General features: G+C 70.8%; 9 protein-coding genes and 3 pseudogenes. 8 read left to right on the top strand and 4 right to left on the bottom strand.

Features of this window, described 5'->3' with window-relative positions; all coding sequences use genetic code 11:
* Positions 1 to 131 precede the first annotated feature (131 nt).
* The 4 genes from OG392_RS36510 (at position 132) to OG392_RS36495 (ending at position 5,240) form a co-directional block, all read left to right on the top strand.
* Entirely contained in the window at positions 132 to 1,514 is a 1,383-nt protein-coding gene (locus OG392_RS36510) for a sulfatase family protein (protein WP_329286764.1), read from the top strand.
* A gap of 22 nt (positions 1,515 to 1,536) precedes the next feature.
* Positions 1,537 to 2,493 carry a formylglycine-generating enzyme family protein gene (locus tag OG392_RS36505; protein ID WP_329286762.1) on the top strand — a complete coding sequence of 319 codons (957 nt, stop codon included), beginning with the start codon at positions 1,537 to 1,539 and terminating at the stop codon, positions 2,491 to 2,493.
* A 226-nt stretch (positions 2,494 to 2,719) separates the two neighbouring features.
* Positions 2,720 to 4,165 carry a Gfo/Idh/MocA family protein gene (locus tag OG392_RS36500; RefSeq protein ID WP_329286760.1) on the top strand — a complete coding sequence of 482 codons (1,446 nt, stop codon included), beginning with the start codon at positions 2,720 to 2,722 and terminating at the stop codon, positions 4,163 to 4,165.
* Between the two features lie 73 nt (positions 4,166 to 4,238).
* Positions 4,239 to 5,240 carry an NEW3 domain-containing protein gene (locus tag OG392_RS36495; RefSeq protein WP_329286759.1) on the top strand — a complete coding sequence of 334 codons (1,002 nt, stop codon included), beginning with the start codon at positions 4,239 to 4,241 and terminating at the stop codon, positions 5,238 to 5,240.
* Positions 5,241 to 5,417: 177 nt separating this feature from the next.
* Here OG392_RS36495 and OG392_RS36490 read toward each other — a convergent pair.
* Together OG392_RS36490 and OG392_RS36485 are read right to left on the bottom strand one after the other, a co-directional pair.
* A pseudogene (locus OG392_RS36490) lies at positions 5,418 to 5,829 on the bottom strand (RNHCP domain-containing protein); the annotation flags it as partial.
* Between the two features lie 23 nt (positions 5,830 to 5,852).
* A pseudogene (locus tag OG392_RS36485) lies at positions 5,853 to 6,146 on the bottom strand (RNHCP domain-containing protein); the annotation flags it as partial.
* Between the two features lie 315 nt (positions 6,147 to 6,461).
* On the opposite strand from OG392_RS36485, the pseudogene OG392_RS36480 reads away from it, so the two are divergent.
* Both OG392_RS36480 and OG392_RS36475 read left to right on the top strand, forming a co-directional pair.
* Positions 6,462 to 6,665, top strand: a pseudogene (locus tag OG392_RS36480) (MerR family transcriptional regulator); the annotation flags it as partial.
* 153 nt (positions 6,666 to 6,818) lie between these two features.
* Positions 6,819 to 7,496, top strand: a complete 678-nt coding sequence (locus tag OG392_RS36475) for a B12-binding domain-containing protein (RefSeq protein WP_329287672.1) — start codon at positions 6,819 to 6,821, stop codon at positions 7,494 to 7,496.
* A gap of 36 nt (positions 7,497 to 7,532) precedes the next feature.
* On the opposite strand, the gene OG392_RS36470 is transcribed toward OG392_RS36475, so the two are convergent.
* Positions 7,533 to 9,623, bottom strand: coding sequence for a glycosyltransferase (locus OG392_RS36470; RefSeq protein WP_329286756.1), 2,091 nt, complete (start codon positions 9,621 to 9,623; stop codon positions 7,533 to 7,535).
* 163 nt (positions 9,624 to 9,786) lie between these two features.
* Between OG392_RS36470 and OG392_RS36465 the strand changes: the two genes are divergently transcribed.
* Entirely contained in the window at positions 9,787 to 11,199 is a 1,413-nt protein-coding gene (locus tag OG392_RS36465) for a glycosyltransferase (protein WP_329286754.1), read from the top strand.
* Between the two features lie 25 nt (positions 11,200 to 11,224).
* On the opposite strand, the gene OG392_RS36460 is transcribed toward OG392_RS36465, so the two are convergent.
* Positions 11,225 to 11,608, bottom strand: a complete 384-nt coding sequence (locus OG392_RS36460; protein ID WP_329286752.1) for a DUF6479 family protein — start codon at positions 11,606 to 11,608, stop codon at positions 11,225 to 11,227.
* A 331-nt stretch (positions 11,609 to 11,939) separates the two neighbouring features.
* On the opposite strand from OG392_RS36460, the gene OG392_RS36455 reads away from it, so the two are divergent.
* The gene (locus OG392_RS36455) at positions 11,940 to 12,842 is read left to right on the top strand and encodes an SDR family oxidoreductase (protein ID WP_329286750.1); all 903 of its coding nucleotides are present in this window, start codon (positions 11,940 to 11,942) and stop codon (positions 12,840 to 12,842) included.
* The last annotated feature ends 51 nt before the right edge of the window (positions 12,843 to 12,893 follow it).

Below are 12,893 nucleotides of genomic sequence, written 5' to 3'. Positions count from 1 at the left end.
GTCCCGGCAACGAACCCTTAGCGCCGCGTGCATGGAACACGCCCCGGCACGCCCATAGCCTCCTCCTCGGCGCCTTTCCCGCCGACCCCGCACATGGACGAGAGGTCCTCACTGTCATGGGCACGTCTAGTTTGTCCGGTCCCAGTCGCCGTGGAGTCCTGGGCACCGCCGCGGCCGTGGCCGCCGGTGCCGCCCTGCCCGCGCTCGCCGCCTCCCCCGCCCGGGCCGCCGGCGCCGGCCGGCCCAACGTGCTGCTGATCGTCACCGACGACCAGCCGAAACACACCGAGTGGGCCACCCCCAAGACCGTCGCCTGGCTGGCCGGCCAGGGCGTGCGCTTCACCAACGGGCACGTCACCACCCCGCTGTGCGCCCCCTCGCGCTCCTCGGTCTTCTCCGGTCGTTTCGCGCACAACCACGGAGTGCGCAACAACAGCGCCTCGCACTCGCTGGACCAGCACACCACCTTGCAGCGGTACCTCAAGCAGGCGGGCTATCGGACGGGGCTGTTCGGCAAGTACCTCAACGCCTGGGACATCGCCGACAACCCGCCGCACTTCGAGGAATTCGCGCTGCTCCGGCCCTCGTACACGGACGGCACCTTCAACGTGAACGGCACCGTGCAGCCCATCCCGGGCTACACCACCACCGTGATCAAGAACCGCACCCTCGCGTTCCTCGACAAATCCCGCACCGACAGCCGCCCCTGGTTCGCCTACGTCACCCCGTACGCCTCCCACGGCCCCTTCACCCCGGAACCCAAGTACGCCGGCAGCGAGGTGCCCGCCTGGGACGGCCGGCCCTCCGTGCCCGAGGGCGACCGCAGCGACAAGCCCGCCTACGTACGCAACGCCACCCAGACACTCGAAGACGGCCGCCAGATCCGCGCCAAGCAGCTGCGCACCCTTCGCTCGGTGGACGACGCCGTGCAGGCTCTCCACGACAAGCTGGCGGCCCTGGGACAACTCGACAACACCCTCGTCATCTACATCGGCGACAACGGGTTCAACTGGGCCGACCACGGCCTGACCGGCAAGGCCGTCCCCTACCGTCCTGCCCACGAAGTGCCCTTCTACCTCTCCTGGCCCGCCGGAGGACTCGGCAGCGGCAGCACCGACGACCGCATCGTCGCGAACATCGACATCGCCCCCACCGTCCTGGACGCGGCGGGGATCACCCCGAACACTCCGCACGACGGACGCTCACTCCTCGGCACCCACTCCCGCGACCACCTGCTCATCGAGTGGTGGAAGCAGGGCACCGGGGCCGATCCCAAGAACACCTGGTCGTCCTATGTCGCCAAGGACCGCCAGTACACGGAGTACTACGACCTTCACACCGACGGCGCCGGCACGGTGAGCGGCACCGGGCAGGTGAGGTTCCGCGAGTACTACGACCTCCAGGCGGACCCGTACCAGCTGCGGAACAGCCTCCACGAGGCCACACCCGCGGACGAGCAGACCCTCGGCATCCCCGGCCTCGCGGCAGCGCTGGCCTCCGACCGCACCGCCTGACGACATCTCGGGGAGAGCACCGATGAGCCGCGACTGCTGCACACCCGGCCGCACGGCCGCACGGGAGAGAAACGCGCTCCCGTTGATCGACCCGGGTGTCCGGAGGCAGTGCGGCGACCACGCCGCCGGGGAGCGGGGGGCCGGCACCTTCGCGCCGCTGCTGTCGCTCCCCGGCGGCGCGTTCCTCATGGGGACGGGGGACCACGACGTGTTCCCCGAGGACGGCGAGGGGCCGGTGCGCACCGTGACCGTGGCACCGTTCCGGATCGCCGCCACAGCGGTCAGCCACGACGAGTTCCGTACCTTCGTCGCCGCCACCGGCTACCGGACCGACGCCGAACGCTTCGGCCACTCCTTCGTCTTCCGCGGCCGCGTCACCGCCGAAGCGCGCGAACGGGCCGCGCCGGTGCCCGGCGTGGACTGGTGGCTGGCGGTTCCGGGCGCCTGGCACCGGGAGCCGGAAGGTCCCGGGTCCTCCTCGGAGGACCGTCTCGACCACCCCGTCACCCACGTCTCCTGGAACGACGCGCAGGCGTACTGCGCCTGGTCCGGCTGCCGCCTGCCCACCGAGGCGGAATGGGAGTACGCCGCCCGCGGCGGCCTCGAACAGGCCCGCCACCCCTGGGGCGACGAACCGCCGACGCCGGACCGCGCGGTGATCTTCCGCGGCGAGTTCCCGGACCGGCCGACCGCAGAGGTCGGCACCGCGCCCGTACGCTCCCTCGCGCCCAACGGCCACGGCCTGCACCACGCAGTCGGCAACGTCTGGGAGTGGACGGTCGACCGCTTCACGCCCGACTCCCCCGCCAGAGCCCTGCGCGGCGGCTCGCACCTGTGCCACGCCTCGTACTGCAACCGCTACCGCTGCTCGGCCAGGACCGCCAACACACCGGACTCCTCGACGGGCCACATCGGCTTCCGGGTGGCAGCGGACGCCGGGGATCCGCCGTCGGATGCCGCGGGCTCGGCCCCGGCGTGAGGCGATCACGACGATGGCGAAGGCGAGGATGCGGCCGCCGGGCCGCGAACCCCCTCCGTAGGCGCGACTCGAGGCGGCTTGCCGGAGAACATGCACCTGCAAGCACAAAGAATGCTCGATGATGCACAGTTGAGCCCCTCTCCAAGCATGTATTGACACTCAGGTGTCATGCCCGCCACAGTCGTTCCGCAAGCCATGCCGACCATTCCGAATCTGGAGTCCCGTCATGTCTGATGTCCCCGCAGTCTCACGACGTCTTGTACTCGGAGGAGCGGTGGCCACAGGCGCCGCCGCGGTCGGTCTCGGAGTCGCCGCGTCCGCTCCGGCGCTCGCCGCTCCCGGTCGTCCGGAAGCGGCCGCAGCCGAGCCTCGCCGTCGCCCCGGCCAGACCTCCATGGTCAACGTGCCCTACGAGGCCCACCAGGAGGTCCGGGTAGGCGTCATCGGCCTCGGCAACCGCGGCTTCGGCATGACGCAGGGCTGGTCCGTCGTGGCCGGCTGCCGGGTCACCGCGGTCTGTGACATCCGCGCGGACCGTGCCGGGCGAGTCGCGGACGAATTGGTCAGGGCGGGCAAGCCCCGCCCCGCCGAGTACGGCGGCTCCGCGGACGCCTACGCGCAGATGCTGCTCCGCGACGACATCGATCTCGTCTACATCGCCACGCCCTGGGAGTTCCACTACGAGCAGGGCAAGGCGGCGCTGCTCGCCGGAAAGCACGTGGTGGTCGAGCTCCCCATCGCCACGCGGCTCGACGAGCTGTGGGACCTCGTCGACACGTCCGAGCGCACCCGCAGGCACCTCATGCTCGCAGAGAACTGCAGCTACGGCCGCAATGAGCTCGCCATGCTCAAGATGGCGCACGAGGGGCTGTTCGGTGAGATCACGAACGGGCACGGCGGGTACCTGCACGACCTGCGCGCCCTGCTGTTCTCGAGCACGTACTACACCGATTCCTGGCGCCGCCTCTGGCACACTCGCAGCACCGCCTCCTTCTACGCCATGCACGGCCTCGCGCCGATCGCCGCTGCCATGGACATCAACCGGGGCGACCGGTTGACCACGTTGACCGCCACGGCGACCGAGCCGAAGGGCCTGGCCGACTACCGGGAGCGGTTCGTGCCCAGGGACCACCCGTCCTGGAACGAGACCTACGTCAACGGCGATCTGGTCACCTGTCTCATCGAAACGGCAAAGGGCCGGATCATCCGGGCCGAGCACGACGTGAGTTCACCCCGCCCGTACAGCCGGATCAACACCCTCGCCGGAAGCCGGGGCATCTTCGAGGACTACGCGGGAGTGATGACGAGCAGTGGCGGTCGTGTCTACGTGGAGCCGGACCACGGCGGGCACACCTGGCGGGCCTTCGACTCCTACCGCAAGGAGTTCGACCACTGGCTGTGGAAGAAGATCGGCGACGACGCCGCGAACAACGGCGGACACGGCGGCATGGACTACGTCCTCCAGTGGCGAACCGTCCAGCTCATGCGGGCAGGTCTCGTGCCCGACATCGACGTCTACGACTCCGCGGCCTGGTGCGCACCGGTACCCCTGAGCGTCATGTCGCTCGAGCGGAAGGGGAAGCCGGTGACCGTGCCTGACTTCACCCGTGGAGCATGGGTGAACCTCCGTCTCGGCCTCGACTCGCGCATGACGGAGATGCCACCCGTGTGACGCCGCCCCGGCCCGGCGAGAGCCCCTGCCCTCGGGCGGTACCGCCCGAACCACCGAGAAGGAGCGAGCACACATGTCCCTGCACATGACCACCGTACGAAGAACCGTCGCTGCCCTGGCGGTGGCGGCCCTGGCATTCGTCTCCAGCCCTGGGACCGCCGCGGGGGCGGACGGCCCTGGGGTGTCGGAGGCGCTCACCCAGGTGACGATCGCGCCGGTGGACCTGAACGGTCCGGCCATATCGGAGGTGAAGGTCACGGTCACCAATCCGGGATCCCAGCGTCTGTCCCGGCTCAGAGTCACCCTCGGCGGCCCCGTCGGCTGGGCTGTGCAGCCCGCCGTCCAGAGCGTGGAGGGATCACTCTCGCCGGGCACCGCGACGGCCGTGGGATTCCGGGTTCAAGTTCCGGAACGGCGGGCCGGATTCACCCTGCGAACGTTCACCGCCACCGCCACCTACCGGGGTGGCGACGGTCGGGGCGCGGCCACGGGCACACGCCTGGAGCGCTCGGGCGTCGCGCTCGAGAGTCTCTCCGCCGCCTACGACGAGGTCGCGATCACCGACGAGAGCGACACCGAGGCCGGCGACTTCGACGGCGAGGGGAACAGTTTCTCGGCGCAGAAGCTCGCTGCGGTCGGACTGACTCCCGGAGCGTCCGTCAGTGCCCTCGGGGCTCAGCTGACCTGGCCGGCTACGGCACCTGGCACCAGGAACGCCGTGGCCGGCGGCGGGCAGGCGGTGAAGGCCGACGGCAAGGGAAGCCGACTGGTCTTCCTCGGCTCCGGTAGCGGACTCGACGCTTCCGGCACGGTAACGGTCATCTATGCTGACGGATCGAGCACCGCCGGACCGATCGGCTTCCCCAACTGGTCCTTCCAGGATCCGGCCAGCCATGGCGCGACCCTGGTGAAGTCGACGGACGGCCGCAACCGGCCCACCGGGTACGGCAACGCCGGGATCGCCTACCGCGTGTTCGCGCACTCCATCGCACTCGACCCGACGAAGCGGGTCGACGTCGTCGTGCTGCCCGCCCATGCCGGCATGCACTTCTTCGCCTTCGCCCTGGCGCCGTAACCCCGGCCAGGTGCTCGCGCAGTCGGCCGACGGAGGATACCTGCTCCGTCGGCCGACGGCACCGGGGCGGACGGTTCAGGGCACGTCGCCCCACGAGCGGCTCGAGTGATCGGCGGCCGTGGTGCCGACGATGTCCGCACCCTGGCCGGACCGCTGACGGCCGTCGCGGGGGGAGGACAGGCTCAGCAGGGCGCGACCAGCGGTCCGGGGATCGGCTAGCGGTCTGAGCGCGAGGCGGACCAGGGCGTACGGGTTGTCGTCTCCCGCGATGCGGTTGGCGCTGAGCGCACCGCAGGAGACGCACTGGTGGATGATCATCCACGCACCGTCTGGGCGGACGGACATGCCCAGGGCCTCCATCCGGCCGCGGCAGTCCGCGCCACGGTCGCCGGGGATCCTCCGGTCGACGTGCAGGCTGCCCAGGCAGCCGGGGCAGTGATTGCGGTGCGCGGTGCCGGGTGCGTCCAGCGGCACGTCGAGCCGGCAGGACGCACCGGAACGCGTTCCCCCGGTGCCCGTCCCGCGCGTGCAGGACGTCCTTGTGCCGCTGCGGACGGCGCCGCCCGCGCGGGCTGTTGTTGCGTGACATGGGTGCTCCTCCCTCACGGGCGGTCAGAAGGATCCGAACGCTTCGAGCGGGAACGGAGGTTGGGCCAGGGGGCGGACCGCCATGCGCATCAGGATGAGCTGGTTGTCGTCCGCGCGGACCGGATGCGAGGTGAGCTCGTCACAGCGCACGCAGCGGTGGATGACCGTCCAGCCACCGGTGCGGAGCACGGCGACGGCGATCGGGGGCATCCGGCCCTCACATCCGCTGGGACCGCCCTCGACATGATCGATGACGTGCCGGGAGTGCAGGCAGGAGGGGCAGTGGTTGCGTGGCGCGCCGTCCGCGGCGTACGCGGCGGTGTTCTGCGCAGCACCCGGCGCCCGGAGCCCGACGCCGCGCCCGTGCCGTGTCCGTGTCGGTGTCTTTCGATCCGTACACCCGTACACCCGTGCATCCGTGCATCCGTGCATCCGTGCATCCGACCGTGCCGTCTTTCCCGAAGCATCAATGTCGCTTTGATCGGGCACCGCGTCACCCGTCGGCCGGAACGAGGTTCGACCGCGGGTGGTCACCTCCCTGGCCCGGTGAGATCCGCGTGAGCCGACGCCCCCGCGCAGCGGGCGCGGCGGCCTCACGCACCGCTGCTTCTCTGAATCGAGACGGTGAAAGGCATGACCCGTACGACTCATGGGATCACCACGGGAGCCGTCGCGCGTCTTCTGGGCGTGTCACCGGCAACGGTGCGCTCCTGGGACCAGCGCTACGGCATCGGGCCCGCCGAGCACGCGAAGGGGCGTCACCGGCGGTGGCGTGAGGCGGACGTGGCCGTACTGGAGGCGATGTGTCGTATGACGGCCTCGGGGGTCCCGCCGTCCGAGGCGGCCCACGCCGCCCTGCGTGTGCGATCGGAGGCGGCGGGAGTCTCCGGCGGGGTGCCCTTGGAGCGCTTGGACCGGCAGGCGGCGAACGTGACGGGATCCGAGAACCAGGCGGAATCCGGGGCTCGCCGTGGCGGGGCGGGGACCCGGGTGCCGCTGGACGTCGTCGGACGGGAGTGCCGCGGCCTGGCCCGTGCGGCGATGCGCCTGGACGGTCCGGTCATGGAGGTGTCGCTCCAGCGGCTGCTGGCTGAGCACGGTCTGGTCGTCGCGTGGGAAGAGGTGATCGCTCCCACCCTTCGTGCGGTGGGTCGCAAGTGGGCCTCCTCCGACGATCGCTTCGTGGACGTGGAGCACTTGCTCTCCTGGCATGTGTCCGCGGCGCTGCGGCGAGCGGGCGTGGGCAGGGCGGTGACGCACGGCGCGGCTTCCCCCGTCGTGCTGGCCTGTGTCCCCGGCGAGCGTCACACGCTGCCCCTTGAAGCGCTCTCCGTCGGCTTGGCGGAAAGAGGGCGACTGGTGCGCATGTTCGGGGCGGCTGTCCCGTCAGAGGCCCTGTACGCGGCTGTGAGGCGGATCGGGCCGGCGGTTGTCGTCCTCTGGTCGCAGACCAGCCCGACCGCGGACATGTCGCTCGCCGGTCGCATCGCCGACGCCGCGTACGGCGTGCGGGGGGCGCGGACGGCTCCTCACGTACTTCTGGCAGGTCCCGGCTGGCTCGGGCAGACGATCCCCCCGGCCACGGCTCTGAGTCCGTCCGGCCTGAGAGGCGCTTTGGACGTGGTGTGTCGGCTCGCCCAGGAACCGTCCCGCGCTGCGTTCGGCTGACGGCCCCGGCTCGAACGGCTGCCCGCCGTCGATCGGTCAGAGGGTGTTCCGCCGCACGCGGTCGGTCACAGCCGTGTAGTGGCGCGCCAGGGCCTGGGCCATGGCTGTCGACGAGTAGGTGGAACGGACGAGGTGCTGGGCCCGTGCGGCCATCGATCTGGCGTGGTCGTCGTCGACCTGGATCAGGCGTCGCAGGCCGTCGCCGAGAGTGCTCGCGCTGCTGGTGTCCATCAGGATGCCGTTGAGCCCGTCGACGAGGTAGGTGGGAACGCCGCCTCGGAGGGGGCCTGCCACCAGGAGTCCCGCCTCCATCGCCTCGAGAACCGCGAGACCGAACTCCTCCTTCGCGCTCGGGCACACGTACCGGGCGCGAAATCGCCTGGCCGGACTGGCGAGAGACCGTTCGAGCATGCGCACTTCGGAGTTGGGCAGGGCCGGCAGGAACAGGAGTCGTTCGCGGGCTTCACCGCAGGAGGCCACGGCCTGGTCCATACGTGCGCGCATCGCGCGTTCCAGCGGGTCCGTGGGCCTCGGGCTCCCGCCGACGATCACGAGGAGGGACTCCTGATGGCATCCGGAGTCGATCCAGGCACGGACCAGCAGGTCCTGTTGCTTGACAGGGTGCAGCCGTCCGACGCTGAGCAGCACTGCCGGTCTCTCGGCAGGGTGCGCTGACACAGCGGCATCGATCGTGTCGAGCAGCGGTTCGCGCCGAGGGGATCGATCCGCGGACGGCCGGTAGGGGGCGATGCCTTCCGGCGGTGCGCTGAGAGTGCCGGCGCGGCCGCGTGCGGCCAGTTGCGGGAAGTGGCGGAGCAGCTCTGTGGCGCCCTGGCCTCCTCCGGCGATTCCGACGACACGGTCGGCCCTGTCGACCAGCCGGTCCGCGATGAACACGCGGTGGAGGTCCTGTCTGAGTGCGGCCGCGTCCGGATGAGCGACGTCGTGGCGCTCGGTCACCTGGCGGTGGGGATCGGGGGTGGCGGTGAAGACAAGACCGAGCCCGGCCCTCCGGGCCGCCTCGGCGAGGGCGAGAGAGCCGTCGTCGGCGTATCGGACATGCAGGACGTCGATCGGTCTGCCGAAGGACCTGAAGAGCCGCGTCGCCCACCAGGCCATCGCCTCCCGGTGGCGTCCCATCTCCTCGGCGCCCACCGGGTGCGGGCTGTCGACAGGAATCCTGAGGACCCAGTGGCCGGCGTCACGGCGGCGAAGGAGCGCGGGGTCCGCCTCCAGTTCCGGGACGCAGGCCGTGACCACGGTGAGGACCCCGGCGACGTGGTCACTGCGTGCGAGAGCGTCCCCGAGGGATCCCAGCAGAACGCTGAGCCCACCGCTCATTCCCTCACCCGGACGGTCGAGATGCCCCATCAGCATGGACTGTGCGATGAACAGACCGGGGCGGAGGCCGACGGCATCCGCGAGATGCGAGGGGGCGGCTCGCAGGGCTTCGCCGAGCAGGCGCTCGTACATGTCCTCGGGTTCACCGGCCCTGCCATGTGCCCGGAAGGCGGTGTCGTCTGCGGGGAAGGCGGTGTCGTGTGCGGAGAGCAGCCTGCGGGCGGCGTGGCGTATCTCCCGCTCGTCCGCTGCGCACAGCGGGAGCAGTTCGTGCCGGCGAAGGGGACGCAGTCCTGTGGCTTCGGCGAGATCGAGCGCCAGAGCCGTCGTTCGAGGGCTGTGGGCGCCATGGAGGCTCCGTCGCAGTGCGCTCGCGGCCTGTGTCCGCCCGTGTCGGCGGACAACGTCCGGCCATACGTCGAAGACGGCCGCGACGGCGTGGTCACAGCCGGTGAGAAGCCGGACGCACTCCTGCGGTGGCGGAACTCCGCCCTCCCTCAGGCGGCGCCTCAGCCGTGCCAGCACCAGGTCCGAGGGCGTGGCGACAGCGGGACGTGTGCGGCGTGCGCCGTGCGGGCCGTACTCGGCACGGACCAGTTCGGCGAGAAGGTTCGGCGCGGAGCTGTCCCACACCGGCGGGCTGCTCAGGGCCTGCTTCCAGTAGCCGGCCCTGGCTCCCACGAACGGGTCGGGGGGCACGGTCGTCACGGGCAGGTCGGGCGGCTCTGCCGGTGAATCGGCCGGGGTGCTCTCCGCCACGGCCGGAGCGGAGGGAAATCGTGACATGGGATCTCCTCGACGACGACGTTCGGCCTGGAGTAATTCGTCGAGGCTCCGGTGCACGGATGCACGAGCAGCTCTCCGGCCCACCCCGCCTCGTGATGCACGATTCCGGGAGATGCGGGCGGCGGGTGCATCCGTCGCGTCCCGGCGGGCCGAATGATGCGGCATGGAACCCTCTCAGGGCGTCGGTGCAGGCCGAGGGCCGCGGATCGCGGTGGTGAGTCCCCCGTTCCTTTCGCATGCGCAGCCGCTGTCGGTGCTGGCGCGCGCACTGGCGGGGGCGGGGGCGGACGTGCTGTTCGTGAGTGCTCCCGCGTTCGCTCCGCTCGCGGAGGGCCGGGAGGACGGGTCGGGCGGTGCGGTGAGGTTCGTGCCGTTGACCGTGACGCGTAACGCGAACACCGGAATCGCCCGGAGCACCCGTCAAGGGGCGCGGGAAGCGGAGCGTCTGGAGGAGTTCCTCGCTTCTACGCGCCGGGGGGCGGTCGCGGCTCTGCTGACGCAGTCGCGTCATCGCGGCGAGGACATGCTGGCGGACCCCGCACAGGTGCTTTCAGGAATCGGGGCACTGCAGGAGCGCTTCGCACCGGACTGGTACGTGGTGGATCAGCTGAGCTATCCGGTGACGCTGGCTCTGCACTGCCTCGGTCTTCCGTTCGCCACGTTCTGCCCGGGTCATCCGACCTATCTGCCCCATTCACCGGACGCGCTGTTCGGCGTGCCGTACGCCTGGCCGCCGGCGATCCGCCCCTCGGAGGACAGCCTCGCCGAACTGCGGCGGGCCGCTCTGGCCAACGAGGTGGCGTTCACGCGACGTTTCGCGGAGGTCGCTCGCGGCCATGCCGCGGCGCGGCCTCCCGGGCGTGCTTTCGCTCTCGCGTCACGGCATGCGGTGGTGTTCAACTACCCGAGGTTTCCGTGGCTGCCTGAGCGCCTGCCGAGCGACACCCGCTTCCTCTACGGAGGGCACTGCTCCCCCGCCCAGGAGCCGGGTCCCGGAGCGGAGTGGGAACGGGTGGTACGTCGGCTCAGGGCGTCCCACCGGCAGTTGGTGCTGATCGCTCTCGGCACCTTTCTCTCGGCTCGCGCGGATGTGCTGGCCCTGCTCGTCCGGGCAGTACGTGCCCACGTCCCGGATTGCGCGGTGGTGGTCGCGGCGGGTGACCGCGCGGCATCGCTGTCGGATCTGTCGGGGCCGGACGTGCACGTCGCGGACGTCGTCCCGCAACGGTGGCTGCTGCGGCGGGTCGATGCGATGGTCCATCACGGTGGGAACAACTCCTTCACCGAATGTCTCGCCTCCGCGACACCGGCCCTCATCCTGCCTTTCTCCAGCGACCAGTTCTCGATCGCGCACGACGCCGAGCGGGCCGGGCTCGCACTCAGCCTCGATCCGTCGCGCCTGGATCAGCACGCGGTGGGTGCGGCCTTGCGCCGGCTGCTCGCCGACCCTCCCGGTGGCCTGCCGCGTTGGACGCGGACAGTGCGGCGTCGAGGACCCGACTGGATGGCCCGGCGGCTTCTGAGGACCATGGCCGGTGGCACGGCCGCAGACGATTCAGAAGCCCGCCGAGCTTGACACCGACCGTCGGCTCGGGCGTCGCTCAGTCGCCGTGTCCGGTGCCACCGCTGCCGAAGCCGCCGCTGGAGATCCCGCGCCACTTGCGCCTCTCCTCGCTCGGCGGATCGGTGTCGGCCTCACCGGAGCTCTTCAAGTTGTACGGCATGAGGCGGTGCTCACCGTCGGTGTGCGGCATCTCCGCGGGCTTGCGGTACTCGGAGACCTCGCCGGGCGGCTGGCCCGTGTCGGGACGGTGCGGGTGCGATTCCGGGTCCGGGGGCGGAAGCTCCTTGTTCTTCACCCTGATGCCGAACATGAAGGCGCCGATGAGAACGGCGACCACGATCAGGCCTCCGAGCACCTGGGCGAGTCCGGACTGCCAGACACCGGCGGCCAGCGTCGAGGTATCGAGGATGTGCGTGTGCATGAAGCTGCCCCGTCCTTGTGGACCTGTCCCGGACACCGTGACGAGGTCCGGGACGGCACCGGGCTCGGCACCGACATCCCCTCTTCCGCTCTCGGGGCGGTGACGGATGCGCACGGAGGTGGGGCGCTCTCCGTCCGCCCGATCCGCCCGGGCGGTCAGGAGCCGAGGGAAGGCAAGCTCCTCGCCCGGGCTCGTGCATCCGGATGCCGCTGTGACCGGAAGAACCTGTGAGGCGTGCGTCAAGCCATCCGCGGGAGGGCCGAGGAACGGTCGGATCTTCCCGCACCAGCCCAGAGGGGTGGTTTCACGCCTGTACGCAAGGAGAGTGGTCATGACGGGCTCATGGAAACTGGATGGACGCGCCGCGGTGGTGACAGGGGCGGCCCGCGGTCTCGGCGCCGACCTGGCTCGGCAGCTCTCCGATCGCGGGATGCGCGTCGCGCTTCTCGGACGAGAGTCCTCGACTCTGGAGTCGGTGGCCGCGACGCTCCGCACTCCGGCGCACGTGGTCGAGGTCGACGTGACCGACGATGCCGCGATGGGTTTCGCCGCGGAGAACGTGCGGCGGCATCTGGGCGCTCCGTCGGTCGTCATCGCGAACGCCGGGATCGCCGAAGGAGGGCCCTTCGAGACGTCCGATCCTCGGACATGGCGTCGCGTCGTCGAAGTCAACCTCATCGGAAGCGCGGTCACCGCCCGTTCCTTCCTGCCCGGACTGCGGGCCACCCGTGGCTACTTCCTCCAGGTGGCCTCGACCGCGGCGTTCGGGTCTGCCCCGATGATGAGTGCCTACTGCGCGTCCAAGGCCGGCGCGGAGGCCTTCGCACGGTCGCTTCGCGCCGAAGTGGCGCACGAGGGCATCGCCGTCGGCGTCGCCTACCTCCACTGGACCGACACCGACATGATTCGCGATGTGGACCGCCACGCGGTGCTCCGGGAACTGCGGGGGCACATGCCCGCTCCTGCCCGCCGCGTCTATCCGGTCGCCCAGGTCTCCGGCTGGATAGCCCACGGGGTCGACCGGCGTTCCGCAGCCGTGTACGCCCCGCCCTGGCTCCGACTCGCCCAGTTGGGACGCCCGTTCTTCCCCCTGGTCGTCGACCTGCTCTCCCGGCGGGAGCTGCCCCGCCTCATGGCTGAGCACAGGTTCGAGCAGACCGGGCTGCTCGGCGAAGGTGGCCGTGTCGAGGAGACGTCACTCGGCCGGTACCCCGCCGACGGACGGGGGCGCTGACGGGCCTCTTGTCGATCCGGCGATGTCAGAGGCAGGCGCTCGGCGACGGCG

Source organism: Streptomyces sp. NBC_00691 (assembly GCF_036226665.1).
In the GTDB taxonomy this organism is placed as follows: domain Bacteria; phylum Actinomycetota; class Actinomycetes; order Streptomycetales; family Streptomycetaceae; genus Streptomyces.
The sequence above is the reverse complement of the archived record's forward strand: the minus strand, read 5'-3'. Positions and strand labels throughout refer to the sequence as shown.